We start from the raw sequence: 26010 nt of genomic DNA on the forward strand, positions 1-26010 counted from the left end.
TCTTAATTTTTCTGAGCTTAATTTAAGGAAAAACTTTGCCCTTTAGCTTATCCAGGTTTAAGGAACGTGTCTGTCAATGAAATTATCGGAAGTCTGGTTCCAGCGTTTGATCAGGATGCTCCTTTCTTTATTCAGAAAATCATTGGTAGAGTTGAATTCGTTGACCGCCGCATTGTATTCTGCTACAGCTTTATTGTAGGTGTTCACATCTTCTTCGGTCCGTTCTCCCTGCTTTTTCCCATCGATCACCTTTTTTATGCGCTGAAAACTGTCTTTTTTTAAGTAAAAATCCGTCACGACAGGAAGTTTCTCTTTTGCTTCTATCACATAGAACTGAAGCATTTGTCTTGAGATTTCGATCATGCTTTTATCTGCATTATACAGGCGAAAAGTATCCAGCTTGTTCAGGCCTTCTTCAGAATACTTCAGAAGGGCATTTTGGCTTTGAACGAGAGCATTGAGGTCATTGCTTTTAATAGCCTCCATGACATAACTCTCCTGAATATTGCTTTTAAAGAAAATCAGATAGATTTCATTATAGTATTGATAGACTTCTCCAGCGGTAGCCAGGTTTTGATCCGTTTTCGCATTCTTTCCCCTGACCAGATTTACCCGATGATTCTGGGCAAATACATCCTGTTGTTCGGAAAGCATTTTTGAAGCAATGTCCATTTTGTTATTTGCAGCCTCTTTGGTCAAAATATAAGCTTCCATAAGGTCATAGGACTGTTCGGCAATTTCTTCCATGTCCACGATTTTGGCATAATCATCATTGAGTACATGATAAATCAGACTTAAGTAAGAAGAGGCAGAATCTCGCAAACTGGCATCTCCCTCAAAATCTGGCATAGTCTGGATTCTTTTCTGGACAATGCGGGTGGTTCCCAGAAGTGTCTTTCTTTTGCTTTCAATTACTTTGGCATTTCTTCCATGGGCACTGGCTTTTATATAGTTCCAAAGTTCTTTATTGAAAGAAGCATATTGTTCTGAGATATGGGTCATATAAGCCCCGGCATGCTCGAAGGTTTGTGCTTCGACTGAGGGGGGATTCATGAAAAAAAGGGTGAAGCTTATTAGCGCATACAGGTAGTAGATTTTCTTCATGGTAAAGATGATTAAGGTTTTTCTTTTTGAATCAGATCACTGAGGATGAAATAGGCTTCTTCGATGTACATATCCCGGTGGATCTTATCTTTTTGTTCCTTGTTTAAGTTGATTTTATCCGGCTCCAATTTAAGCAAGGATTCAACAAATCGATTATTCCGGACAACAAAGGCCTCTGTTTTTTTCTGGGGACTGTTACTTAGCAATTGAAAGACCTCCATTTGTTGGGTCCATGCTTTTTTAAATTCTTGGGGAGCGAGGATGAAAGACAGGCCTTTATCCTGATAGGCGCGTAGTTTGTCCAGTAAGTTATTGAGTGATCGGAACCCTTCATGGTCGTCAATCCGACTTTCACTTTGTCCTTCAAGATAGGCGTAGGGGAGGGAACCTGATTTTTCGTAGAAGGTTTTTTTCTCGATTTTTTTATGGGTTAATGGACTGAGATAGTCGCGCTCCTTTTGTCCCAATACCTGATCGATAGTAGGTAATACTACATCCGGGGCTACTCCATTTAGTTGATAGCTCTCCCCATTGATTCGGTAGTATTTCTGAATACTCACTTTGGCCATGCCCAAACCTGAACCTACTACAGGAAGCATGATTTGTCCGGAAGATTTACCAAAACTCTGACTGCCGACTATGACAGCTCGTTCGTAATCCTGCAGAGCTGAGGCCAGAATTTCAGAAGCAGAAGCACTATGCCCATTGATCAAAACCACCAGGGGACCTTCATAAAAACTTCCCCGATTCATGTCTCTGAGTAAGGTGGCATCCTCCTCTCTGGACTCAAAAATTGCCATAGGCCCTCGATCGATAAAAATTCCGGCCAGGTCTATGGCCTCTTTCATCGAACCCCCTCCATTGAATCTCAGGTCCAGAATCAGGCCGGAAATTCCTTCCGCCTGAAGTCGCAGGAGCTCTCGGGCAACATCCTCCGCGCAGCCTTTGGAAATCTCATCTTCGGAATCCATATAAAAGGCTGGTAAATAAATATAGCCTAGCTTCTTATCGCCATCCAGCAAAAAGCTGTTGATGATATTTTCCTCCAGTTGGAGTATTTCTTTCTGTAAGCTCAATTTTCTGATCTCTCCGTTTTGCTTCTTGATCTTCAAGGCCATCGAGCGAGAACGAGAGTCTTTGAGTTGTTTGGCAATCTGAGATATGCTCAGGCAATTCAGGTCTAATGGACTGCCTTTGGGATATTCCAATTCGAGAATCTCATCTCCTTTATGTAGGAGTTGGGATTTCCAGGCTGGTCCCCCAGGGTTTAGTTTGGATACCTGGAGTTGCCCTTGCCGACTTTTCTCGAACTCCAACCCAAAACTGAAGGATTCGGTAGAAAGGGCAAGGTCCCAAAGTTCTTTTTCGCTTAGAGAAAAATAGGCACTATGAGGATCATAAGAAGCACTTATGGCATCCATAAATTTCCCCAGAAAATAGGCCTCAAATCCATTCTCACTTTCCTGAATCTGTTCTATTTCACAACGGGCTCTGCGGATTTCTCTGACCTGGAGTTCAAAATGGTCTTGTCTGAAATCCAGGGAGCGACTTCCCATTTCTGATTCCGCGATACTAAAGAGGACCAGGTATTTGAGCCGGTTTTGCCAGGCCAATTTGAGGGAAGTAAAATCAAAGGGGCGATAAGCTTTTTCTCCGGGCACCCAACTGATGGTATCTTTTGAGCTGTATACAAAGGCTTTCTTTTCCCATTCCTGCATACTCTCATTCAATGCTGTGAGCCGTTGATTGAAGAGTCCTTTAAGTTCCTCCAGATAATTGCAGCTATTGTTCTCAATGTCCAGGATCAGAACCTTATTTAGCTTCCTGATTTTCTGTTCATCTTTCTGGCTCAGGTAAAGGGATCTCGGATCAAGGCCTTCGATAAGGAGCGCACTCAATCTATCCGCCCAGGCCAAATTTTTTTCCGGGGGATCGACGTGATTTTTATCCAGAATTTCCAGGAACTCATAGACGATCTGGCAATCACTTTCTGAAACAGGTTCAGGTAAAGGGGAAGCAGAAAGGCTGATATTCAATAAGAATACCTGCCAGATTAAGAATAAGCAACGCATAGAGAATTATGTGTTGTGGAGCAGCTATTTACAAAATACGGATTTTCGCTACTCTACACAATTGCTGGGGATGCCATTTAGCAATTGGGACCACCATTGTGAATAGGACTTGCTGAGTAATTTCCCTACTTCAGATCTATCAGCGTAAAGGTCGAAATATTTGGCATTGGTGGTGGATTTTTGCGCATCGAAGCAAACTTCTGTCTGGGTCATTTTTCCCTCATTTTCCAGATCGATCACTCCGATATTGAAAGAAAGCATCATGATGGGGATGTATTCGGTATACATCTTATTGCTGCGGATATAGACCGAACGGTGTTTCCGCATGTCGATGTCAAAGGAATTCAGAACGTAAATCTTTTTCAGTCCATCCAGATCAGGAGAGGCATTTGAATATCTCAGGCTCTCAAAATTATAGGAATCGAGGAAGGCGCGTCCCAATGCAGGTTCCGCATTGAGGAAAAATAAAGTGTCAGCCTTTTGAAGTTTCTGTATTTGTTCCTGTAGCATCCATCCCATGCGAATGATGAATTCCTGTTTCATTTGACCTACCCAGGATCTATCATCATCTATGGTAAGAAATTGGCTGATCTCTTTATAGAATTCCTCCGAATAGCTGAAATTCTTACTACTGATAAATAAGCCATAATTACTTTTGCTTTTGTCTATTTCCTGGGCATTGACTTTTGAAATACCTATGCTCAAAAAGACTACTAGCAAACATAGTATAGATCGGTACATACAGAAGGGATTAAATGATAGCGAACAATATTCACATTATGCTTTCCTGTAAAGAAACGTCAATTGTGAGGGAAAAGGAACCCTTCCAGGAAAAAAAATTAATTATGCTCGACAATCTCTTCCAGGTAAACACGGCTTTCATCCGGATTGAATTCCTCTCCCGGAGGGCCATCATTTACAATGGTATTGATGTATTTTTTGATCAGGCCGACATTGGGAGCATAAATCTCATACTTGAGAGACTTTCGAATTAGGCCATCCACATTTTCCTGCATGACCATTACACAATTTTCGAAGGTTTTTCCCTGAACACTTACTGTGGTATCCACATTGGCATAATAATATTCCTCTGTGCCTTCAGTATTGAACTGGTTTCCATTCCAACTTATATTGGTGAAGACGGGAAATTTCAGTACAAGGATGCGTTGGTTCTCTTCTATTCTTTCTGCAAAAAAACTGTCTTCTTCTTCGGCAGGAGTATATTGGAACCAAACCCTGGTAGGTGCAAAATCAAAATCGGTTCCTCTATCGAAATCCGATCTTTCCACCTGCAAAAGGGTTACTTCCCGTCCAAGTAGATCCTCCTCTTTCTTGCCATTGATTTCCTTTTTATAATAAGCCTCTGTTGAAGGATTGTTGATCCCTGCCGTGGTAAAAGTTGTATCATAGATCACACTGATCCTGAATTTTCCTTCTTCCAGGGGGAAAATAAGTTCTGTATGAGGCAGTATATTTTCTTTGACCCTTTCACATTGAAGGAAAAAGAGCGCAGAAAAGATTAAGAGCAGGTAAGAAAAACGGATTGATTTCAAATCAGCACAATTAAAAGAATTGTGATTACAAGTTTGGGACATTCCTCTGAAATCACAAATCAAAAACCACAATTATTCTATGTGGTAAGTCGGGACAGAAAAAGAATTATTTTCATTTTCCCAAACTCAATATATAAACGTAAAAGAAGGGAAATTCGTGCCTAAGAGGCCATGATAAATAAGGGTAAAAATTTAGGGACAATACAAACCCCTTTTTCGCAGCTGCCATTGCGAGTCCTTATTAAGGACGAAGCAATCTCCTTCGCTCCAGAAACTATTTGAATCAAGGGGATTGCTTCGGTTCCCTCGCAATGACAAGGGACTCTTGGATATACAAACCGTGTCATTGCGTGCCCTAACTTCGGTTGAAGAAATGACTACGATTTGAATGATTTAATTTTACAGGCAAAAAGCATTGCTGAAAAGGGGGAGATGCTTCCTATATTTGCAGGCATGATCCAGCCCATTGGAAGACATTTGATCGTGGAGTATTATGCCTGTCCGGGAGAAATTCTTGATGATACCCAACTGATAGAAGAATTGATGAAGCAGGCCGCCCTTGCATCCGGAGCTCACATCCGTTCCAGTAATTTTCACAAATTTGATCCTATCGGCGTTTCCGGAGTGATCATCATACAGGAAAGCCATTTGACCATCCATACCTGGCCGGATCAGGGCTATGCTGCGGTAGATATCTTTACCTGTGGAGATGGGGTAGACCCCTGGAAGGCCTATGAATCCTTAAAGCTAAGTCTGAAGTGTACAGATTCCCGTACGAAGGAAATGTTTAGAGGGGCAGAAATTCAACAATGAATTACCGGAAGACCGTTATAAAATCTGTGTAAATGGAATTATCCGGATTGTCGGTAATTGGGGTTGCCAAATTTCCTTCACGGTCCCACATTTTGATCTGAAAACGGATGTCTTCTTCCTGGGCGAGAGGATCCACTACAATGGTAAACGGAATATTTACAGTGATTTCTCCCTGAATAGAAGGTTTTCTAGCATCGGGAGTAAGGTTGGGAATGCTATATCTTGAAATGGCCTTGTCAGGTGTAAGGCTACTATTTATTCTGGAATCAATGATTTCGAGATTGATATCTGTTGAGTCGAGGGCACCCAGATTACCATCTCCGTCCTGAAATCGGAACGTAATTTGTATAGGTTGGTCTAAATCAAGAGATTGTACTCGTTTGGGTGTGATGTCAACAAACTCGATTTGAGGCTCAATAGGAAAAACCGGTTCATTATCGCATCCTGCAAAACTGATCAGGATCAATGCGGAGAGCAGGTATGTGAAAATCTTAGACATCGCCATATTCTTCTATTAACATAAATTACTCACATCTGTTTTAAATCACAACCCAATCTCAAACAAATCCCTCTGTAGGTAAGGAATTGATAAAAGCTACAATTCTTTTTCGTCGGCATATTCGGAAATTAGAAAAACAGACTGATACAGACGTTTTTTGGTCAATTTGCACCCTATGACCCTTACTAAGTATATATTACTAATATTTCTTGTTTTAGTTTATTCCCTAAGGGCAATTGCACAAATAAAGCCTCCAGGTAATACTACTAATTCGGAAAAGCTGGGTATGTCAGAAAGGGTACAAATTGATAAAATTAAGGCGCAAAGGCCATTCCTAAAGAGAAAAGGTAGCCGTCCTATGCCTCCAAATCCAGAACTTTTTAAAAGAGGAGAAATCGATTTGGACTTAAATGAAGTAGCAGTGCAAAGTCCGGAAGCAGTAGAAGAAGCCAGAAATCTGGTATCCAGTTGGCGAGTGTTGACCCTGGGATTTACGGCTACGGGATATGTTGGCGATCTTAATTTTGACCGTACATCTGGAGGAAGCGTCACCCAATTCGCTTTACACCCCGGATTTGACCTGAGTTTTCGAAAGGATGCTTCTAAACCTCTTTTGCCGGTCTTTCGATTGGGCTATGGGAAATATTCTGCCCAGAGTGATGGCATTGATCCGGTGTCCTATGAATACGAGGGGAATCTGAGTGTCATTACCCCAAATTCTTATGCAGAAAGCGTACTGATATATGGAGAGATTGGATTGCGATTTTCTCCTTTTCCTAAAAGTTTACGGCTAAAACCTTTTCTGGAAGCCGGAATCGGAGGCCAAAGTTTTTTCCCGCGCGCTCAGGACGGAATACTCCTTTTTAGAAAAAGATCTACCCGAGCGCCAGATGAACTGGAGTACGGTTCTTTTATGCTATACTTTCCCTTGTCGGGAGGGATTGATTTCCAATTGAGTACCTCCATCAATCTGCAAATAAGCTATACCCTCAAAACCCTGGGTACGGATTATCTCGATAATATTGGAAATCTGGGTACCAAAATTGGTAATGACCAGCTGCATGTATTCCGAATTGGCCTTGGTTTTCGCTTCGAAGATTACAAAAAGGGACGTAAGGCTTATCAATAATCCTCTTGCAAGCTTTTCAAGATATTTGCGAACTTGGTTTTTACCTTGATCGACGAATTATTACATTCGCGGCTGAACCAACCTAACATATGCAATCATGCCCGCTCAAATCAGAAAATTCACCAAGATTTTAGTAGCTAACCGAGGAGAGATTGCTATTCGCGTACTAAGAGCTCTCTCAGAGCTGAGAATTCAGACTGTTGCGATTTACTCCTATGAGGATCGCTATTCACTACACCGTTATAAGGCGGATGAAGCCTATATGATCGGCGGCAAGGATGAACCCTTGAAGCCTTATCTGGATATTGATGTTATCATCAATATTGCAAAACGAAAGGGAGTGGAGGCTATTCACCCCGGCTATGGCTTTTTATCGGAAAACGTAGAGTTTGCCCGTAAATGTGCAGAAAATGGGATTGTTTTTATTGGTCCCAGACCTGAGGCTATGGATGCTCTCGGTGATAAGGTAGCTGCAAAAGAAGTTGCCGATGCTGTAGATGTACCCCTTATTCCAGACAGCGATGTAAATCTGGACAAACTTTCTCAGGCTGTTACAGAAGCGGATCGGATCGGATACCCCATCATGCTCAAAGCTGCTTTTGGAGGTGGAGGAAGAGGGATGCGTGTAGTAAGATCTGAAGAAGAACTCAGCAAAGCCTTTTTCGAAGCAAAAAATGAAGCCCTGACAGCATTTGGCAATGATACGGTCTTCATTGAGAAGTTTATTGCCAATCCCAAGCACATCGAAGTACAGATTCTTGGGGACAATTATGGCAATATCGTTCACTTGTATGAGCGAGATTGTTCGGTCCAAAGGCGCTTCCAGAAGGTGGTCGAAATGGCACCTTCCACTTTGCCACAGGAAACCCGGGAAAAACTCTACAAATATGCCCTGGCGATAGCCAGGCATGTCAACTACAACAATGCTGGTACTGTAGAGTTCCTGGTGGATGACGATGGCTCAATCTATTTCATAGAGGTCAACCCTCGTGTGCAGGTTGAGCATACGGTTACGGAGGAGGTTACGGGCATTGATATTGTCCGTTCGCAAATCCTGATCGCCGCCGGAGCGAAACTGACAGATCCGCAAATCTATATCCACAAACAGGAAGATGTAAAAGTCAATGGATTTGCAGTGCAGTGTCGAATTACGACAGAAGATCCGGAAGCAGGATTTAAACCGGATTATGGAGAGATTATTGCCTATCGTAGTGCTTCTGGCTTTGGGATAAGGCTGGATGCAGGTAATGCCTATGTCGGCTCTCAAATTTCGCCATTTTTCGACTCCATGCTGGTAAAGATTACCGGTTGGGGCAGGACTTTGAAAGGAGCAACCCAGCGGATAGACAGGGCTTTGCGGGAATTTCGGGTTAGAGGAGTGAAGACAAATATTGCCTTTCTCCAAAATGTAGTCAGACACCCCAGTTTCCAGGCAGGAGAAGTTACGGTCAACTTTATCAAAGACAATCCTGACCTTCTGCAAACCTCAACCGGGCTGGACCGGGGTACCAAAACAGTCAAATACCTCGCAAACGTCCTGGTAAATGGAAATCCGGATGTCAAGTATATAGACAAGCGTAAACTTTTCCGCGAGCCGATAGTCCCTTCCTTTGACCGGAGAGTGCCTTATCCTAAAGGGAGTAAGGACCTTCTGAACGAAATGGGCAGGGAAAAATTCACTACCTGGCTGAAAGGACAGAAAAGTATACAATACACAGATACGACTTTCCGCGATGCCCATCAATCTTTGATGGCCACTCGTATGCGGACCATCGATATGTTTGCGGTAGCAGAATCTTTCGCCCGCAATCATCCCAATCTCTTTTCTATGGAAGTATGGGGAGGAGCAACTTTTGATGTGTGCATGCGCTTCCTCAAAGAAAGTCCCTGGGAAAGACTCAGACTTTTTCGCCAGAAAATCCCCAATATTCTGCTTCAAATGCTATTGAGGGGATCAAATGCCGTAGGCTATAAAGCTTATCCGGACAATCTGGTAGAGAAATTTATTGAGAAAGCCTGGGAAACGGGTATCGATGTATTTCGAATTTTCGACTCCCTCAATTGGCTGGAAGCCATGAAGGTGAGTATCAATACGGTAAGAGAAAGAACCGAAGCTTTGGCTGAGGTATGTATATGCTATACCGGTGATATCAGCAATCCGAACCTCAAGAAGTATGATCTCCAATATTATCTGGACCTCGCAAGGAGTCTGGAGGACGCTGGAGCCCATATCCTGGCCATCAAGGATATGGCAGGCCTTCTCAAACCGAGAGCAGCTGAAATCTTGATTACGGAGCTTAAAAAGGCGGTGGATATTCCCATTCATCTGCATACACATGATACTTCTTCCAACCAGTTGACCACTTATTTCAAAGCTGTAGAAGCGGGAATAGATGTAATTGATCTGGCTATGGCTTCTATGTCGGGACTGACCTCGCAGCCCAATTTCAATTCTTTCGTCGCAATGATGGAAGGACATAAGCGAGAATTACCGATTGATCTTGAAAGCCTGAATTCCTACTCAACCTATTGGGAGATCATGAGGGAGTATTACTATCCGTTCGAATCCGAATTGCGCGCAGGTACCGCTGAGGTATATAAGCACGAAATTCCCGGAGGGCAGTATTCAAATCTTCTGCCGCAAGCCAGATCTTTGGGACTGGAAGATAAATTTGAATTGATCAAAGACAATTATACCAAGGTCAATCATATGTTTGGAAATATTGTCAAGGTTACGCCTTCTTCCAAAGTTGTGGGAGATATGGCCTTGTTCATGACCTCCAATGATTTGAGTCCAGAGGATGTATTGGAAAGAGGAGAAGACCTTGCTTTCCCTGAATCGGTAAAAAGCTTTTTCAGAGGAGATTTGGGACAGCCATATAAAGGTTTCCCTGAGCGTCTTCAAAAAATTATTCTGGGAGCAGAAGTCCCTTATACCGATAGACCTAATGCTCATTTAGCACCCGTGGACTTTGAGCGGGAGTTTGAGCAGTTTAAAAAGGAGTATCCGGATGAACGCATGGACTTCCTGGATTTCATTTCTTCCAAACTTTATCCCAAAGTTTTTGACTCTTATTATACCCATTTGCAGACCTACGATGAGGTCATGAAGATTCCGACATCGGCATTCTTCTATCCGATGGAGTCTAATGAGGAAATCCTGGTTCGAATTGCACCCGGAAAGAAACTGCTGATTCAGTATATGTACAAATCAGAGGCAGATGAGGATGGAAATCGACTGGTTTATTTCAAGATCAACGGTCAAACTCGATCGATTCTGATCCGAGATAAATCCATAAAAGTGGATAAAGTCGTTCACCAAAAAGCGGAGTCCGAAAATGAGATTGGATGTCCACTTCAGGGTCGTCTTACCAAAATCAAAGTGGCAGAGGGAGATGAGATCAAAAAGAATCAGCCTCTATTTGTGATTGAAGCGATGAAGATGGAATCAACCGTTACCTCACCTGTAGAAGGAAAGGTAAAACGCATCCACCTCAAGGAAGGCGTGATGGTTGAACAGGATGATTTGGTAGTGGAGATGGAATAAGCCGAAAGCTTAACATGGTGTTCAGGTGTTCTAGTATTCTGGCTTATTTTTCCAGAACACTAGAACACGTGAACACCTGAACACCTGAACACGTCTTTTCTACTCAAAATTCACAATCAGCGTCAATACCTGACTATGCAAAGTTGAAATGGCATTGGCATGTGAGGTGTAGAGGGGCTCATACACATTGAAAAAGCCAGCGGTGTATTTGAGCTCAGGAGAGAGTTTTACCCTTTCTCCATAAATATTCAGGCCTACCCCAAGCACAAGACTTACGTCCTGAGAAGTAATCTTGAGGAGGTTTTTATCATCTCTTACTTTTTTACTGGGATTCAGGTTGATTCCTGCTTGTACACCCGTAAGAATATACAAACGGGTTCGCTTCCAATATTTGGTTTTCCACTGCAGCATGAGCGGGACATTGAAATAGGAAGATTCAATTTTCCGCTGAACGAGGGAATCCCCTTCCAGACCTGCAAAATTGTAGTTGAAATCTCTTTGTTCCAATGATACGCCAGGTACGGCTCGCAAACTCAGAAAATCTGCCAAACGAAGATTGGCGATCATGCCCAATCTTAAGCCCAGTTTGGGGATCACCTCAATATTATTCACACAGGAACCATCTTCACAGATGTTTATCTGTTCCTTGAGATTATACATATTGTAGTTTAGTCCGATTTGGAAACCGAGATTGAATGGTTTCTTTTTCGAATCAAATGGATGTATGCCGTACTTTTGAGCAAAGACGGAACTCATACAAAAAGAGGAGATCAAACAAAATAAAGCGAAAACTTTGAATTGATTCAGAGACATAGATCGATCCTACCTTAGATAATTTAATTAACCCTAGATTTTTGGATAAGCTATTTAATAAAGTAATTCGAATTAAATAACTCAATATCTTTCAATTCTAAACATAAATAGATTTTCCCTATTCAGGAGAGAAAAATACATCTCCTGGGTCGGCATGATCATTACGTAAAGAGGTAGAATTTTTTCAGAGTATATTATTTTTCTAAAAGGTATAAGGAACAAATTCCAAATGTCAGTGGCTTATATAATACTTTCTTGAAGCCAACTTCCCTACAAATATCAGTAAATTCTTTTCCATTTGGAAAGGCTTTTACACTTTCGGGCAAATAGGTATAGGCAGCATTGTCTCCAGAGATCAGTTTGCCTATAAAAGGAGTTATATAACGAAAATGAATATGGAATAATTGCTTGAGGGGGAAACGAGTGGGGTAGGAGGGTTCAAGAATGGCTACGGCTCCTCCTGGGCGAAGAATTCTCAGGATTTCTCCCAGACCTTTTTTGAGGTTTTCAAAGTTTCTGACCCCAAATCCCACTGTAACAGCATCTATACAGCCTGTGTCGATGTCAAGCGCTTCAGAATCGCCTACACGCATCTCAATTAGTTCGTCCAGGCCTTTCTTTTTCATCTTTTCCCTACCGACTTCCAGCATTTTCGGCGAAATATCGATTCCGATGATTTTATTGGGCTCGAGTTTTGAAGCTTCAACCGCAAAGTCACCTGTCCCGGTAGCAATATCAACTACGGTTTTAGGATTGTACTCTCCGAGCATTTTGACGGCCTTTCTCCTCCAAAGGATATCAATACCCAGAGAGAGCGAATGGTTTAGCAGATCATACTTTGGAGCGATGTTGTCAAACATCTCCGTAACCTGTGCCTTTTTTGAGGCTTCTTTGTCCTGATAAGGAGTTATGTGATCGTGCAATGAATCGGTTTTAAGTGAGAATTCCGTAATTTCGCCCTCAAACTTACATTTTTCTTTTCTTACCTATGCAAATTAATACGGCTGAATTTGTCAAAAGCAGTCATACAATGGCTCAACTACCTCCTGATAACTATCCGGAGTATGCTTTTGTTGGACGGTCCAATGTAGGTAAGTCCTCTTTGATCAATAAACTCTGTGGGAGAAAGAGTTTGGCCAAAACCAGTTCCACTCCCGGAAAAACACAATTGATCAATCATTTTCTAATAAATGAGTCCTGGTATTTGGTAGACCTTCCCGGTTATGGCTATGCTTCTGTTTCCAAAAAGAAAAGAGCCAATTTCGGAGATATGATCTTTGATTATCTCATGACCCGTCGGAATATGATGTGCGTCTTTGTACTTATCGATAGTCGGATCAAACCTCAGGCCAATGATTTAGAGTTTCTGGAGTTTCTCGGAGTAAAGGGTATCCCATTTAGCATCCTCTTTACCAAAATCGATAAACTCAATCAAAAGGAGTTTTCCCGTAACCTCAAAAACTACAAGCATGTTTTGTTGGAGACCTGGGAAGAATTGCCCCACACTATCTATACCTCAGCAGTAAATGGTAGAGGGATGAAAGAACTGGGAAACTACATCGAAGGAATCAATCCTCTATTTAAGCAGCCGACTTAAGTAGGTTGCCTGATCCTAATCCGATAGCTTGTCACCCTGACCAGAGTTGCCTGTATTCTTCTAAGATTAATAATTGAGGTCCCTCGGCAGAGCTCGGGATGACAATTATTTTAGCCCGAATGTCAGCTTTTTTTAGCCTTCTTTCCCCTAGTCCAAATTCATCCCAATGCTAAAGCCGGGTTGGAAACCAAAGGCGATGTTACTTAACTCCAGTCCTCTGGGGGTAGGATCCAAACGTCCAAAAGGATAGAGCCCAAAAGTAACAAAATAGGAGCCTCTGTAAGGTTGGTAGCGGTAGGCAAGCCCTGTGTTGATTTTGATGGTAATGTCTGAACGGCTTCTGTCCCAAAAACGGATTCCATCCGAGCGGAGGGTAATGCCTGTACTCAGTTCAAAGAAATGAGAACGGCTTCCTTTGAGGAAAATAATACCGGCAGGAACGATCAATCGATTTTCCTCTATTGCTGCTCCAATCCTGAGATAGGATTTGGAATTGTGATTATCTGAGAGTTGAAGCCCCAGGTTTGCAGAATAGGATTTACTAAATCCTCCCAACTCCAGAAAGAGTTGATGCTGGGCAGATAAACTATTTACGAATAAAGAGGACAACAAAAACAAGCCAAGATACAGGAGGGTTCTAAGAACGCTTGCTTGAAACATGTACCGAAATTAGAGAAAATTCGATTTTTGAAAGAGTTTTTTTGCCTCAGCTGTCAGATAATAAGACTGACCAGTCACCTTTCAAGCTTGGTTCTTTTAGCCCCTCTTCCAATTGCTTGAGGAATAGCTCGCGGGGGATATGTTGAGCTCCCAGGCTTTCCAAATGTGGAGTATGAACCTGACAATCGATCAATTCAAAGCCCTTTTCCTCCAATTTCCTGATTAGACTTATAAATCCTGTTTTGGAGGCATTGCTGGCTTTACTAAACATGGATTCTCCGAAAAAACACCGTCCCAGGGAAATTCCATAGAGTCCTCCAACCAGCTGATCTTCCTGCCAGACTTCTACTGAATGAGCAAGTCCCAATTCATGTAAGTGACAATATGCATCCATCATCTCTCCGGTGATCCAGGTTCCATCCTGACCGGGCCTGAAGATCTTTTGACAGTTTGATACCACTTCAGAGAATGCCTCATCAAAACTGACCCGAAAACGCTTGCCATTTACATAAGGCCGCATGCTTTTTGAAACACGGAGGTCAGAAGGGTAGAGAACAAAGCGGGGATCCGGGGACCACCAGATAATAGGTTCATCAGGAGAATACCAGGGGAAAATACCCATCTCATATGCCAGCAGAAGTCTTTCAGGGCGAAGATCGCCTCCTACAGCCAATATCCCATCCGGATTTGCCAGATAAGGAGGCGGAAAAAAAATCTCTTCATTTAAGGCAAAAATAGGCATGTCCCAGCGGATACGGGAAATAGAATGTTGCCTGAAATAGGCAATAATTATAAAGGATTAGTTTAAACCTTCTCTTCAACAGTTGCTCCAATCCCTCTGTCTACCAGGGCCTGACGCATATGGTTGATTTTTTTCTTGGGACCATGCTTGACCGCATACTTCCCTTTGGTGTGGATGATCCAGGCACATTGCTCGGCCTGGTCATGTTTATGCTCGCAAATCTCAACCAGAGATTGAATGACCCACTCGAAGGTGTTTACATTATCATTCCAGACAACTAGTACGGATGGTTTGTCTGTGTCTATGTTTTCTTTGACAAGCTCGGCTTCCTTGATTAGAATATTATTCCAAATCAACTCTTTCATGAGTCTTTTACTTGTTTGTATTATTGAGTGCAAATATAAGAAAATCTCGGGAGAGCTGTATTAAGAATGTTTAATCGTCATAATTATTGCCTGTTTGGAGAAAAACTTGCGAGTCGTTTAAAGCTGAAATTTATGCTGCAGAATTGCTTTTGGCCAATCGATGAACTCCTACAACGCTTAGCAAATATAGCCCGCATAAATAGCCGAATGTTGCATTCGTGTTCAAAACAGCTGCCCCAATGAGCCCTGCTATAATCCAGATAACCAATGCGGTGGGGGATTTTCCGTAGAGGAAAAAGCTGAAAACCCCCGTAAAAAATGCGATACAAAAAATGATGGTGGAAAGTGCTTCGCTTTTATCCAGCGGACTTGCATGGTATAAGGGATCTGCGGCCAGGATTCCCAACACAAAAATGCCGATCAGGAATAGAAGGGTGAAGAGTAGTTTGTTTCTCATGTTTCTTTTATTGAAAATATAAGGTATAACAGCATGCTGCCTACTTGAAGAAGAACTTCACTATCATGGGACGCAATTGTTTCGCTAATCTAAATTTTTTAGAATTGGGTGGGGAAAGGATACTCAAATTTGATTTTCTCCGTTAAAAAAATGAAGCAATTTTCTGCCGTAATTCTGAAGATACATGAAAAGGTTCTTACCACTTTTCCTCCTCCTGATCTTTCTCCCGCAAACCTTTGTTTTTTCCTGGGGCTTTTGGGCACATCAGCGGATCAATCGATTGGCTGTTTTTACCTTGCCCGAAGAAATGTTGGTTTTATATAAAACCCATTTAGACTTCATCACAGAGCATGCGGTTGACCCGGATAAGCGGAGATATGCGGTAGATGGAGAAGCTGCCAGGCATTTCATTGATATCGATCATTTTGGGGAATTGCCTTTTTCTAATGTACCCCGCAGATGGCAAACAGCAGTAGAAAAATTTGGGAAGGATACCTTGATGGCTTATGGCAATCTGCCCTATCATCTTCCGGAGGATATTTTTCGACTGAAAAAGGCATTTGAAGATCAAAACCTCCTCCAAATTCTGAAAATCTCTTCTGATATCGGGCATTATGTGGGAGACGCACATGTACCTCTACATACAACAGAGAATTACAATGGCCAGATGACGGGGCAAAAGGGCATACATGGATTTTGGGAATCGCGTTTGCCGGAACTTTTTGCCAGGGAGTATGATTTTCTGGTGGGAAGGGCCTATTTCATTGAGGATATTTTGCAAGAGGGCTGGGATGCCGTTCTGGAAAGTCATACAGCTCTTGATTCCGTCTTGAATTTTGAAGCCTCTTTAAATGACAAATTTCCCAGCGATAAAAAATATGGCTACGAAAGCAGGAACGATATCGTAATCCGGGCATATTCCCGTGAATATTCAAAAGCTTATCATCTGATGTTGGATGGTATGGTGGAAAGGCGGATGAAAAAATCCATTTTACGGACAGGAGCCTATTGGTATACTGCCTGGAAACTGGCGGGCTCTCCTGATCTGAGTCCCCTTTTGAAACAGAGCCTTAAGTACAAACGCCCAAAATCCTATGAGAAGCTGTTGAAGATAATCGATCGGGAAGCGGGAGGTTTGGGCTTCCTATTACCAGTTCAGGAGGATCATTCGGACAAAATGTGTTTGCACCATTCCGGGCAGCCTGAGTGGATCCCCTTTTTAAGTTTGCCCTCGAAAAATGACTCGGAAGATTATCTCCCAAAAATCTTTTCAAGCTTTGGAAGCTAGATAATCAGCCTGTTTCCTGACTAATGGGACGTAAAAGGACTATCTATGCATTTTTAATGGCAGCTAGAGAAAGCTTCCTGCTGAGATAAGTTTGTTTTCATATTTAGGAAATAGTCTTAAATTTGCCCTCTGGTGAATGAAGATGCATGAGTACCAGAGCGTAAAAGCAAAAAGTTCTTTATCATATTTGTCTATATCCTTTTTCACTCTGGATAATCTACTCTGCCTCAAACCACTACTTACAACTAAAAACTAAGAGTTTGGATATTTTTGACAAAATCGACCGCAACATGCAGACTGACCTTGGACAGTTTGCTGCAATTGGCCACGGATATGTAGCTTTCCCTAAATTGGAAGGAGACGTTGGCCCATGGATGAAGTATCGTGGAAAAGACGTACTCGTGTGGTCCCTGAATTCCTACCTTGGACTCGCTAATCATCCGGAGATTAGAGAAATTGATCGTCAGGCAGCTGGCGATTATGGACTGGCCTATCCTATGGGCTCCCGGATGCTCACCGGTAACTCTGATAATCACGAACATTTTGAAGCTCAAGCGGCTGAATTCATGCAAAAGGAGGATTCCTTCTTGATGAATTTCGGTTACCAGGGCTGTGTATCTATTGTGCAAACCCTCACGGACAGGAGAGATGTGATCGTTTATGATCAATTGTCTCATGCCTGTATCATGGATGGTATGAACCTGAGTCTTGCAAAAAGATTGGTTTACAAGCACAATGATATGGAGCAGCTCGAAGCTCGTTTGAAGAGAGCTAAGAAAATGGTTGAGAAAAGCGGAGGAGGAATCCTGATCATCACAGAAGGAGTATTCGGTATGACCGGAACCCTTGGAAAACTGGATGAAGTCTGTGCTTTGAAAGAAAAGTATGGTGCAAGATTGTTTGTTGATGATGCGCATGGCTTCGGTGTTATGGGAGCTACGGGTATCGGAACCGGCGAACATTTTGGTGTACAGGATAAAATTGATGTACTCTTCAATACCTTTGCCAAGTCAATGGCTGGATTTGGAGCTTTTGTATGTGGAGATGAAAAGGTGATTACCTATCTCAAGTATAATATGAGAAGCCAGATCTATGCAAAATCTCTTTGCATGCCGATGACAGTTGGTGCAATCAAGCGTCTTGAGATGCTGCGTACAATGCCTGAACTTAGGAGCAATTTGTGGAAGATTGTCAATGCGCTGCAAAACGGCTTGAAAGAAAGAGGATTTAGTATCGGAAATACCCAATCTCCCGTTACGCCTGTATATCTTTCAGGAGAACCTCAGGAAGCTATCGGAATCATGGTAGACCTTCGCGAGAATCATAAGATTTTTGCATCAGGAGTTGCCTATCCGGTTGTGGAAAGAGGAGTCGTTTTATTGCGCCTGATCCCAACAGCAGCTCACCGTATGGAAGATGTTGAGTATACCCTGGAGGCTTTCGAAAAAATCCGTGAAAATTTGGATAGAGGAGCCTACAGAGACGTGACTCCTTATGCTGCGCAGATGCGATAAAATGCTTTTGAATGCGTTAAAATGGGCTTTCTTGTTGACAATGAACGTTTTTTGTTGTAACATTGCCTCTATATTCAAAAAGTAAACAAAATGGATAAATACGCAAAACTAAAAAGCCTTGTCATCGGAATCGAAGATGATTTCTCAAAGTTTTATGACAAAGGCAACAAGGCTGCCGGAACCCGCGCTCGCAAAGCAATGCAGGAACTGAAAGTTCTCGCGCAGGAGATTCGGAAGGATATTCAGGCTTCTAAGACCTGATAAACCCAGACCAAGAAATAATTAAAGCCGATACCTTAGGGTGTCGGCTTTAATTTTTTGTATACATTTCTGTGCTTTAGCTAAGGGGAATTCAGACCTAATAGAAAAGATTCACAAATTACTTATGATTATTTTTTGGTAAATATTCCCCCTATCTGTTTGTAATTCAAGTAGATACAAACCATTTGCTAATTTAGGAAGTGATAAATAATTCAATCCTCTGTCTGGTTTTTGCCTAAGAACTAAGCTTCCTCTTGCATTGCGCAAGCTCAAAAACCAGCTTTCCTCCCCTGGAAAAGTCATTCCTGTCAGATCGACAAAGAAGTAACTATCCGCTGGATTTGGATAAACTTTGAAATCGGAGGCCCAGGCTGGCATTTCTCTTAAATTTGTCAAACACGAAAGAGGGCCACCGCTGCTGTCAAGTTGGACCTTCAATTCATACCTCAGTTGAGGGTTTTCTTCTAACGCATAGACCCTGACATAATAAATTCCTCTCTCACAAACTTCCGTGTCCATCTGAAGGTCCTGTCCGAACAGACCATTTTTGAAGTTTATTTCAGAGAAGCTTGAATCATATAATTTTAGGCGAATCAGTACATCTTCAGGGACATTATTTACCTGGATGCTAACTAAGCCTTTTTGGGTTAGTGGGATTTGGTAATAATCATCATCATTATTGGGAAAGAGCAGGCCCTGTATAGTACTGTCAAGCGACAAAGAATCTGCCGACGAAAAGGAATTATTTGGCTCAGATTCTAGTAATACCTGTGCGTTAAGAGAAAAAGGATAAAAGAGGCATAGGAATACCAAAGGCTTCAATTGAATATACTGCATAAAACATTAATCTAATTGAGCTAATTTCCTTTATTCTCAGGGTATTCGATTAGAATATCAGGCCAAATATTGGGAATATTTGGCCAATGTTAAGCTGGAATCTGGAAGTAAATGCTATTATGCAGGACTTAGTTCAGCCTGCATCTTGTTGACTAGATCTTGCGTAGCTTTAACCAGAGGCAATCTCACATCAGACTTACAAACGCCCAGTAAATTCATCAGAGATTTGACTCCTACAGGGTTTCCTTCGGCAAAATTTAGTTTGGTCAGGGGCAGCATTTCAAAATGAAGCTTTCTCGCAAAATCCCAATTTCCCGAAAGAGACGCTCTTACCATTTCACTAAATTTAGCAGGGAAAGCATTAGCGGTAACCGAGATAATTCCATCGCCTCCCAATGAAACATAGGGTAGGACCAAATGGTCATCTCCGGAGAGTAGGCTGAAACCTTCCGGTCTTCCGGCTATGATTTTCATTACCTGATCAATGTCTCCCGAGGCTTCTTTCATCGCTACCACATTTTCAATATCATGAGCCAATCTCAGACAAGTTTCGGCACTGACATTGGAGGCTGTTCTTCCCGGTACATTATAAAGAATAATGGATGCATCTGTTGAGGATGCGAGGGCTTTATAGTGCTGGTATATTCCTTCTTGTGAGGGTTTATTATAGTAAGGGCTGACCGAAAGGACAGCCGAGGGTTTATATTGTTTACTCCATGCTTCTGCCTTTTTACAGACAGCAGCAGTATTGTTTCCTCCTATACCTAAAACGATGGGCAATTCGCCATCATTTTCTTCCAGGATTGTTTCAATAACGAGCTTTTGTTCTTCTGCGGTCAAGGTGGCAGACTCACCGGTTGTACCCAAAATAACCAGGGAATCTATATTCCCTTGAATCATATTTCGGGTAATGCGACGAAGAGCAGGTATATCTACCTGTAAATCTTCTGTAAAAGGAGTTATAAGGGCAACTCCCGTACCACTAAAAGGATTCATGATGCTTAGAGCTTGGTTTTATGCCTTAACTTTTTGGCCATTATCGATCATATTCAAGAAGTAATCAAACTCCTTGATAAGTCCCTTCATGCCGGATTCTTCATCGTGATAGATCATAAGTTCATAACAACTTTCATAACCTTCATGATGTACACCGGTACGTGTTTTTGCTTTGGCCATGCTACACACATATTTGGAAGTCATTCTACTGGAATAGTCAAAGTCCATCAGAATATCCAATTCGTGTTGGCGGATCTCATTTTCGATCGCGGGGGTAGGGTAGTCCAACCAGTTGAGTTTGGTGGGACTGATAAAAATATGATTGGTATAAGAAGTAAAATGCGGAACTTCCTTTTTGTTAAAGTTAAGTTCGATGATAAGAATCTTCTTATTTCTTCTTTTCAGTGTTTCAAGGTATTCGGTAACAAGAGCAAGATCTTTCCCCTCCAGGTGATTCATATTGACGATCACCCCGATTTTATTCGCACTTTCTATATCGACAAAGTCACGGATGTACTCTTTGCTACGATCCAGATTGCGAATACGGCGCTTACTAAATTTTTCTTTTAGGTCGTTAAGCCACTCCATTAATCATTTGCATAAATTCAGCTTCTGAAATGATTGACACGTTGAGCTTTTCTGCTTTTGTCAATTTTGAGGGTCCTGCGTTGTCTCCAGCCAACAAAAATGTGGTTTTGCTTGACACCGAGCTTTTTACGTCTCCGCCGCAGTCCTCGATCAATTGTTTCAATTCATCTCGGCTCATGTTAGAAAACACCCCTGAAATTACGAAACTTTTTCCATTAAGTATATCCAGACGGGTGCTTTTTTCTGCTACTTCAAGCTGTAATCCTGACTGTTTGAGGCTATCAACCAGCTCCTGATTGTCCGAATTTCTGAAAAATTCATGAACAGACTCAGCAATTCTGGTTCCAATATCCGGAACATTTACCAGGCTTTCTTCATCAGCTTCTGATAGTGCATCAATGCTTTCAAAGTGTCTGGCCAGTTTCTTCGCTACTGTCGCTCCTACAAATCTGATCCCTAAACCGAACAAAACCCGCTCAAATGGGATCTCTTTGCTGTTTTCTATTCCCTGAAGTAAATTTTGTACAGATAAATCTGCGAATCTCTCCAGCTTTATCAAAGCTCCATAGGTCAATTTGTAAAGATCGGCATAGGTCCGAATCAAGCCTTCATCTACCAATTGGTTTACAATTTCCGTTCCTAATCCGTCGATGTCCATTGCCTTTCTTGAAGCAAAGTGGATGATTCGGCCTTTTACCTGCGGAGGGCAGGATATTTCATTGGGACAATAATGGTTTGCATCCCCTTCGGTTCTGACCAAAGGCGTATCACAAGCCGGACAATTATGTAAGAAATGTATAGCTTCTGCCTCTTTTGCCCGCTCATCCATCACAACCGAAGTGATTTTGGGTATGATTTCACCACCTTTTTCGATCGTAACCGTATCTCCTTCATGCAAATCCAGTCGTTCTATTTCGTCTGCATTGTGGATTGATGCCCTTTTTACAGTGGTTCCCGCCAATAATACAGGCGTCAGATTAGCTACCGGTGTGATTTTTCCTGTTCTGCCGACCTGGAAAGATACCGATTCCAATGTGGTGCGAGTTTCTTCTGCTTTGTATTTATAGGCAATGGCCCAACGGGGAGCTTTAGAGGTAAATCCTATCTCTTCCCGCAATTGCAACTCATTTACTTTGATTACAATCCCGTCGATTTCATAATTCAGGGCCTTACGTTTCGCTTCCCATTCATCGAGATAATTGAATAATTCGCTTTTATCGGGTACAACCCGATGGGTTCCACTTACTTTAAATCCATGTTTTATGAGCCAATCCATGTTTTCTCCCTCGGTTTGGAAGTTGAAACCATCACCGGCCAGATAAAAAGCAAAAAATACCAATCCTCGTTCCGCTACTATAGCTGAGTCCTGATTCTTTAAGGTCCCGGAAGTAGTATTTCTGGGATTTGCCCGTAATTCCAGGCCTTCGGCAGCTCTCTTTTCATTGAGTCGCTGAAAAGCATCCAGGGGCATTATTACTTCACCTCTAACTTCCAATTGTGGAGGGAAATCATCTCCTCTGAGCCTCAAAGGAATAGATCGAATGGTTTTTACATTGGCAGTAATATCATCTCCACTTACCCCATCTCCCCGGGTTACCCCTCGCACAAGCAGTCCATTTTCATAATGAAGACTGAGGGAAACACCATCAAATTTATGTTCGAGTAAATAGGTATAAGCTTTTCCTCCTGCCAATTTATCTACCTGTTCATCGAAGTCTCCGATTTCCTCCTGCGAATAGCTATTATTTAAGCTCAACATAGGACGGATATGCTGAAAACTCTCAAAATTTTTGGTGATTTCTCCTCCTACACGTAAAGTAGGAGAGTCTGCTTGTTGAAATTGAGGAAATTTCTCCTCCAGCTCTTCCAACTCCTTGAGTTTCATGTCAAACTCATAGTCGGAGATACTCGGTTTGTCGAGAACGTAGTAATTGTAATTATGGAGGGCAAGTTCTTTACTCAGGGCCTTTATCCTTTCCTCGGGGCTCATATATTTTTTCTATCGTGTTAATCTCTCTTGTATATCCCTATCTTTTGATCAGGTCTGAAACAAATATGAATTCTTCCAATGCTTTATTTTTGGAATAAAGAATCTCTTTATTGGTTCCTTCCCATTCTTTCTTTCCATGGTACAAGAACATAATCTTATCGCCAATATTCATGACAGAATTCATGTCATGCGATACAACGATGGTCGTCATTTCAAATTCTACCGTCAACTCCTGGATCAATTTATCAACGACAGATGCTGTCAGAGGATCCAAACCGGAATTGGGTTCATCCACAAAAAGATATTTAGGATTCAGCGCGATGGCTCTTGCAATACCTACCCTTTTTTGCATCCCGCCCGAAAGTTCTGAAGGATAAAGTTGGTTGGAATCTACCAGATTGACCCTTTCCAGGCAAAAATTTACGCGCTCTTTGATCTCTTCAGGAGATTGGGAGGTAAACATTTTCAGGGGAAAGCTTACGTTTTCCTCTACATTCATGGAGTCAAATAAGGCTGAGCTTTGGAAGAGCATGCCGATATTTTTCCGGATATCTTTTTGGTCTTTGGGATTTTTGCTGTGGAAATCCTGGTCGTCATAGAGTACCAGGCCTTCATCAGGTTTGTGGAGTCCTACGATGGATTTGAGCATGACACTCTTCCCACTTCCACTCGCTCCTATGATCATATTAACTTTCCCCTGCTCAAACTCAAAGCTGACCCCTTTCAATACTTGCTTCTCTCCGAAAGCCTTCTTGATATCGCGTATTTCTATACCCATTTCTCTGCCTGATTAAGAGGAAATCTTAGGTTCGTCCTGAAATATAACTCTTGTAAAAGCGGGAATATTATACAGGATTTTTGAATGCACCTGAAAATACGGAAATGAATCTATCCAACAAAACAGAGCTTGTTGAGCTTCATTTTTTTCTCAATGATGCCCGCATTGAGCAAAGCTTCCTGGGTCTTTAATAAAGACTGAGTCGGGATGGAAAGATCTGTACTCCATTTGGTCAAGTCAAACCAGATAGCTACCTGTTCTGGCTCGAGATCATAGCGACTTGCAATAGTTTTTACGGCATCAGGATCTCTCATCAATTCTTTACATTTTCGATTGATGACATCCAGCAATTTTTGCAAGTCTTTCGACCGTTTTTCATAAACTTCTTCTCGTACAGCGATCATAAATGACGGCCAGGGAGTGGGGATTTCCCCTATCCTGCGAAAGATTCCATCATCCACAAAGGGCTGGGTAGAAAATCTTTCCCATAGGAAAACATCAGCTTTATTGTCGGGGAGGGCTTCTATCGCACCCTCAAGGTTACCTACTTTTTCGAAAAGTAGATGCTCATAATCCCATCCTCTTTGCATGGCATCAACGATTGCCATAAGGTGAGAACCCGATCCAAAGCGACTGATAGCAAAGCGTTTGCCTTCCATATCCTCTTCTTCCTGAAGCTTTCCATTGGCTGCTACATGAATGCCCCAGATCAAGGGAGAGTCTATATAACTTTTGATGATGCGAGATGGATTTCCCTGATGGATGGCAGAAATTATTCCTTCTGTAAGCACTATGGCCAGATCAAGCTCTCCGGATGCCAGGGCCCTCGACATCGCTCCGGTGCCTCCCGGGTAGTCCTTGTATTCTACGGATACTCCTGCCTGTTCAAAGTCCCCGTCTTCTCCTGCCAAATGCCAGGGAAGATTAAAATGCTCAGGAACTCCTCCAACCTTAAAAACCGATCTGCTTTCCATAAGGACTTTTGTTAATGACACAGGGATAAGGAGTGATGAGTCCTTATCCCTGTTATAATAGATCTGATTTATCTACTTATTCTGCGTATTTCTTGAAAATAGCAATTGCATTATGTCCTCCAAAGCCAAAAGTATTTGACATGGCAATATTTACTTCGGCTTTGATACTCTTATTTGGGGTAAGATTCAGCCTTTTACTGATTCTCTCATCCCTGTCTTCGAGATTGATGGTTGGAGGAATAATTCCTTTGTTAATCGCAAGTAAAGCTGCGATAGATTCAATGGCTCCAGCAGCACCCAGGAGGTGTCCGGTCATGGATTTAGTAGCACTGATATGGAGATTGTCCACATGCTCTCCGAAAAACTCCTCAATAGCTTTGGCTTCACTTATATCTCCTACCGGAGTGGATGTCGCATGAACATTGAGGTAGTCAATGTCTTCTTTATTTAAACCGGCATCTTCCAGCGCATTTTGCATCGCCAGCATAGCTCCCAATCCTTCAGGATGAGTAGCTGTGATATGGTGAGCATCAGCAGCCAGACCAGATCCTACCACTTCTCCATAGATTTTGGCGCCTCTTGCTTTTGCATGCTCCAATTCTTCCAACATCAAAGCTCCTGCTCCTTCTCCTAATACAAATCCATCACGATTTGCATCAAAAGGCCTAGAAGCCCCACTTGCATTCTCATTATTTTGAGATAAGGCTTTCATGGCATTGAATCCTCCAACACCTGAATGCGTGATACTTGCTTCAGAGCCACCGGTCAGGATCATATTGGCTTTACCCAGTCTGAGGTAGTTGAAAGCATCAGCGATTGCATTGGTTGAAGAAGCACAGGCAGATACGGTTGCAAAGTTAGGACCTCTGAAACCATATTTTATAGAGATGTGCCCTGCAGCGATATCTGCAATCATTTTGGGAATGAAAAAGGGATTGAATCTGGGAACCTGATTATTTTCGGAGAAATTAATCACCTCGGCCTCAAGGCTACCAAGGCCCCCTATACCGGATGCCCAGATAACTCCAATGCGATTTTTATCTACAGATTCTAAATCAATACCCGTATCTCCAATACATTCTTCTACACAAGACATTGCCATTTGTGCAAAGCGGTCCATCTTACGGGCTTCTTTTCTGCCGAAGATCTCCTGAGCATCAAAACCTTTTACTTCACAGGCAAACTGCGTTTTATGATGAGTAGCATCGAATAAAGAAATGGGACCTGCTCCACTTTTTCCCTCTTCCAGACCTTTCCAGTACTCTTCGAGGGTATTTCCAATGGGGGTAAGGGCTCCCAATCCAGTGATAACAACACGTTTTAGTTCTTTCATAGGATGAAATTTGGGCACAAGATTACGAAAAAAATCTGGCGTGAAAAAAAATTGTGGGGAAAGCTGGACATGCTTTCCCCACAAGGATTCTTATAAGCTT

At 42.2% G+C, this 26010-nt stretch carries 25 protein-coding genes; 7 read left to right on the top strand and 18 right to left on the bottom strand.

Annotation, left to right across the window (positions count from 1 at the left end; all coding sequences use genetic code 11):
* Positions 1–57: 57 nt before the first annotated feature.
* The 4 genes from R8P61_03965 to R8P61_03980 form a co-directional block, all read right to left on the bottom strand.
* The gene (locus tag R8P61_03965; GenBank protein MDW3646197.1) at positions 58–1104 is read right to left on the bottom strand and encodes a hypothetical protein; all 1047 of its coding nucleotides are present in this window, start codon (positions 1102–1104) and stop codon (positions 58–60) included.
* A gap of 11 nt (positions 1105–1115) precedes the next feature.
* Entirely contained in the window at positions 1116–3176 is a 2061-nt protein-coding gene (locus tag R8P61_03970; GenBank protein ID MDW3646198.1) for a carboxy terminal-processing peptidase, read from the bottom strand.
* Positions 3177–3224: 48 nt separating this feature from the next.
* Entirely contained in the window at positions 3225–3917 is a 693-nt protein-coding gene (locus R8P61_03975; protein MDW3646199.1) for a hypothetical protein, read from the bottom strand.
* Between the two features lie 98 nt (positions 3918–4015).
* Positions 4016–4729 (bottom strand): hypothetical protein, encoded by a 714-nt coding sequence (locus tag R8P61_03980; protein MDW3646200.1) that lies wholly within the window; start codon positions 4727–4729, stop codon positions 4016–4018.
* Positions 4730–5185: 456 nt separating this feature from the next.
* On the opposite strand from R8P61_03980, the gene speD reads away from it, so the two are divergent.
* The gene (speD, locus tag R8P61_03985) at positions 5186–5542 is read left to right on the top strand and encodes an adenosylmethionine decarboxylase (GenBank protein ID MDW3646201.1); all 357 of its coding nucleotides are present in this window, start codon (positions 5186–5188) and stop codon (positions 5540–5542) included.
* Position 5543: 1 nt separating this feature from the next.
* On the opposite strand, the gene R8P61_03990 is transcribed toward speD, so the two are convergent.
* Positions 5544–6041, bottom strand: a complete 498-nt coding sequence (locus R8P61_03990) for a hypothetical protein (GenBank protein MDW3646202.1) — start codon at positions 6039–6041, stop codon at positions 5544–5546.
* A gap of 358 nt (positions 6042–6399) precedes the next feature.
* Between R8P61_03990 and R8P61_03995 the strand changes: the two genes are divergently transcribed.
* Together R8P61_03995 and R8P61_04000 are read left to right on the top strand one after the other, a co-directional pair.
* Positions 6400–7170: a hypothetical protein gene (locus R8P61_03995; protein MDW3646203.1), complete on the top strand. Its 771-nt coding sequence runs from the start codon at positions 6400–6402 to the stop codon at positions 7168–7170.
* A gap of 97 nt (positions 7171–7267) precedes the next feature.
* Entirely contained in the window at positions 7268–10717 is a 3450-nt protein-coding gene (locus R8P61_04000) for a pyruvate carboxylase (GenBank protein ID MDW3646204.1), read from the top strand.
* 99 nt (positions 10718–10816) lie between these two features.
* On the opposite strand, the gene R8P61_04005 is transcribed toward R8P61_04000, so the two are convergent.
* A complete protein-coding gene (locus R8P61_04005) occupies positions 10817–11473 on the bottom strand; it encodes a porin family protein (protein MDW3646205.1) in 657 nt (218 codons plus the stop codon).
* Positions 11474–11724: 251 nt separating this feature from the next.
* Positions 11725–12453 carry a bifunctional demethylmenaquinone methyltransferase/2-methoxy-6-polyprenyl-1,4-benzoquinol methylase UbiE gene (gene ubiE, locus R8P61_04010; GenBank protein ID MDW3646206.1) on the bottom strand — a complete coding sequence of 243 codons (729 nt, stop codon included), beginning with the start codon at positions 12451–12453 and terminating at the stop codon, positions 11725–11727.
* Positions 12454–12518: 65 nt separating this feature from the next.
* Between ubiE and yihA the strand changes: the two genes are divergently transcribed.
* Complete coding sequence (gene yihA, locus R8P61_04015; protein ID MDW3646207.1) at positions 12519–13127, top strand: ribosome biogenesis GTP-binding protein YihA/YsxC; 609 nt, start codon at positions 12519–12521, stop codon at positions 13125–13127.
* 147 nt (positions 13128–13274) lie between these two features.
* Here the strand turns inward: yihA and R8P61_04020 are convergent, their stop codons facing one another.
* The 4 genes from R8P61_04020 to R8P61_04035 all read right to left on the bottom strand — a co-directional run bounded on the left by R8P61_04020 (position 13275) and on the right by R8P61_04035 (position 15351).
* Positions 13275–13787 carry a hypothetical protein gene (locus R8P61_04020; protein MDW3646208.1) on the bottom strand — a complete coding sequence of 171 codons (513 nt, stop codon included), beginning with the start codon at positions 13785–13787 and terminating at the stop codon, positions 13275–13277.
* 46 nt (positions 13788–13833) lie between these two features.
* Positions 13834–14529 carry a leucyl/phenylalanyl-tRNA--protein transferase gene (aat, locus tag R8P61_04025; protein ID MDW3646209.1) on the bottom strand — a complete coding sequence of 232 codons (696 nt, stop codon included), beginning with the start codon at positions 14527–14529 and terminating at the stop codon, positions 13834–13836.
* Positions 14530–14591: 62 nt separating this feature from the next.
* A complete protein-coding gene (locus tag R8P61_04030; GenBank protein MDW3646210.1) occupies positions 14592–14894 on the bottom strand; it encodes an ATP-dependent Clp protease adaptor ClpS in 303 nt (100 codons plus the stop codon).
* 130 nt (positions 14895–15024) lie between these two features.
* Positions 15025–15351: a hypothetical protein gene (locus tag R8P61_04035; GenBank protein ID MDW3646211.1), complete on the bottom strand. Its 327-nt coding sequence runs from the start codon at positions 15349–15351 to the stop codon at positions 15025–15027.
* Positions 15352–15535: 184 nt separating this feature from the next.
* Here R8P61_04035 and R8P61_04040 point away from each other — a divergent pair, with 184 nt between their 5' ends.
* The 3 genes from R8P61_04040 (at position 15536) to R8P61_04050 (ending at position 18414) form a co-directional block, all read left to right on the top strand.
* The gene (locus R8P61_04040; protein ID MDW3646212.1) at positions 15536–16639 is read left to right on the top strand and encodes a zinc dependent phospholipase C family protein; all 1104 of its coding nucleotides are present in this window, start codon (positions 15536–15538) and stop codon (positions 16637–16639) included.
* A 290-nt stretch (positions 16640–16929) separates the two neighbouring features.
* Complete coding sequence (locus R8P61_04045; protein MDW3646213.1) at positions 16930–18153, top strand: aminotransferase class I/II-fold pyridoxal phosphate-dependent enzyme; 1224 nt, start codon at positions 16930–16932, stop codon at positions 18151–18153.
* Between the two features lie 90 nt (positions 18154–18243).
* The gene (locus R8P61_04050; GenBank protein ID MDW3646214.1) at positions 18244–18414 is read left to right on the top strand and encodes a histone H1; all 171 of its coding nucleotides are present in this window, start codon (positions 18244–18246) and stop codon (positions 18412–18414) included.
* Between the two features lie 111 nt (positions 18415–18525).
* Here the strand turns inward: R8P61_04050 and R8P61_04055 are convergent, their stop codons facing one another.
* From R8P61_04055 to fabF, 7 genes are all read right to left on the bottom strand, one after another.
* Positions 18526–19251, bottom strand: a complete 726-nt coding sequence (locus tag R8P61_04055) for a T9SS type A sorting domain-containing protein (protein ID MDW3646215.1) — start codon at positions 19249–19251, stop codon at positions 18526–18528.
* Positions 19252–19368: 117 nt separating this feature from the next.
* Positions 19369–20247 (bottom strand): 4-hydroxy-tetrahydrodipicolinate synthase, encoded by an 879-nt coding sequence (dapA, locus tag R8P61_04060; protein ID MDW3646216.1) that lies wholly within the window; start codon positions 20245–20247, stop codon positions 19369–19371.
* An 18-nt stretch (positions 20248–20265) separates the two neighbouring features.
* The gene (locus R8P61_04065; GenBank protein ID MDW3646217.1) at positions 20266–20835 is read right to left on the bottom strand and encodes a hypothetical protein; all 570 of its coding nucleotides are present in this window, start codon (positions 20833–20835) and stop codon (positions 20266–20268) included.
* A complete protein-coding gene (gene ligA, locus R8P61_04070; protein MDW3646218.1) occupies positions 20822–22825 on the bottom strand; it encodes an NAD-dependent DNA ligase LigA in 2004 nt (667 codons plus the stop codon). The genes R8P61_04065 and ligA overlap by 14 nt, the downstream gene beginning before the upstream one ends.
* 37 nt (positions 22826–22862) lie before the next feature.
* Positions 22863–23603: an ATP-binding cassette domain-containing protein gene (locus R8P61_04075; GenBank protein MDW3646219.1), complete on the bottom strand. Its 741-nt coding sequence runs from the start codon at positions 23601–23603 to the stop codon at positions 22863–22865.
* A 110-nt stretch (positions 23604–23713) separates the two neighbouring features.
* Positions 23714–24577: a substrate-binding domain-containing protein gene (locus R8P61_04080; GenBank protein ID MDW3646220.1), complete on the bottom strand. Its 864-nt coding sequence runs from the start codon at positions 24575–24577 to the stop codon at positions 23714–23716.
* Between the two features lie 76 nt (positions 24578–24653).
* A complete protein-coding gene (fabF, locus tag R8P61_04085; protein MDW3646221.1) occupies positions 24654–25910 on the bottom strand; it encodes a beta-ketoacyl-ACP synthase II in 1257 nt (418 codons plus the stop codon).
* Positions 25911–26010 lie beyond the last annotated feature (100 nt).

It is taken from the genome of Bacteroidia bacterium, from assembly GCA_033391075.1.
Lineage (GTDB): Bacteria > Bacteroidota > Bacteroidia > J057 > J057 > JAWPMV01.

Coding starts and splice junctions, on each gene's coding strand:
- R8P61_04065 (MDW3646217.1), bottom strand. CDS start 20,835: ATGGAGTGGCTTAACGACCTAAAAGAAAAATTTAGTAAGCGCCGTATT.
- R8P61_04020 (MDW3646208.1), bottom strand. CDS start 13,787: ATGTTTCAAGCAAGCGTTCTTAGAACCCTCCTGTATCTTGGCTTGTTT.
- dapA (MDW3646216.1), bottom strand. CDS start 20,247: ATGAATCCTTTTAGTGGTACGGGAGTTGCCCTTATAACTCCTTTTACA.
- R8P61_03965 (MDW3646197.1), bottom strand. CDS start 1,104: ATGAAGAAAATCTACTACCTGTATGCGCTAATAAGCTTCACCCTTTTT.
- R8P61_04055 (MDW3646215.1), bottom strand. CDS start 19,251: ATGCAGTATATTCAATTGAAGCCTTTGGTATTCCTATGCCTCTTTTAT.
- R8P61_03995 (MDW3646203.1), top strand. CDS start 6,400: ATGCCTCCAAATCCAGAACTTTTTAAAAGAGGAGAAATCGATTTGGAC.
- fabF (MDW3646221.1), bottom strand. CDS start 25,910: ATGAAAGAACTAAAACGTGTTGTTATCACTGGATTGGGAGCCCTTACC.
- yihA (MDW3646207.1), top strand. CDS start 12,519: ATGCAAATTAATACGGCTGAATTTGTCAAAAGCAGTCATACAATGGCT.
- R8P61_04035 (MDW3646211.1), bottom strand. CDS start 15,351: ATGAGAAACAAACTACTCTTCACCCTTCTATTCCTGATCGGCATTTTT.
- aat (MDW3646209.1), bottom strand. CDS start 14,529: ATGCCTATTTTTGCCTTAAATGAAGAGATTTTTTTTCCGCCTCCTTAT.
- R8P61_04080 (MDW3646220.1), bottom strand. CDS start 24,577: ATGGAAAGCAGATCGGTTTTTAAGGTTGGAGGAGTTCCTGAGCATTTT.
- R8P61_03990 (MDW3646202.1), bottom strand. CDS start 6,041: ATGTCTAAGATTTTCACATACCTGCTCTCCGCATTGATCCTGATCAGT.
- R8P61_04075 (MDW3646219.1), bottom strand. CDS start 23,603: ATGGGTATAGAAATACGCGATATCAAGAAGGCTTTCGGAGAGAAGCAA.
- R8P61_03975 (MDW3646199.1), bottom strand. CDS start 3,917: ATGTACCGATCTATACTATGTTTGCTAGTAGTCTTTTTGAGCATAGGT.
- R8P61_04040 (MDW3646212.1), top strand. CDS start 15,536: ATGAAAAGGTTCTTACCACTTTTCCTCCTCCTGATCTTTCTCCCGCAA.
- R8P61_04050 (MDW3646214.1), top strand. CDS start 18,244: ATGGATAAATACGCAAAACTAAAAAGCCTTGTCATCGGAATCGAAGAT.
- R8P61_03970 (MDW3646198.1), bottom strand. CDS start 3,176: ATGCGTTGCTTATTCTTAATCTGGCAGGTATTCTTATTGAATATCAGC.
- R8P61_04030 (MDW3646210.1), bottom strand. CDS start 14,894: ATGAAAGAGTTGATTTGGAATAATATTCTAATCAAGGAAGCCGAGCTT.
- R8P61_04005 (MDW3646205.1), bottom strand. CDS start 11,473: ATGAGTTCCGTCTTTGCTCAAAAGTACGGCATACATCCATTTGATTCG.
- R8P61_04045 (MDW3646213.1), top strand. CDS start 16,930: ATGCAGACTGACCTTGGACAGTTTGCTGCAATTGGCCACGGATATGTA.
- R8P61_04000 (MDW3646204.1), top strand. CDS start 7,268: ATGCCCGCTCAAATCAGAAAATTCACCAAGATTTTAGTAGCTAACCGA.
- ligA (MDW3646218.1), bottom strand. CDS start 22,825: ATGAGCCCCGAGGAAAGGATAAAGGCCCTGAGTAAAGAACTTGCCCTC.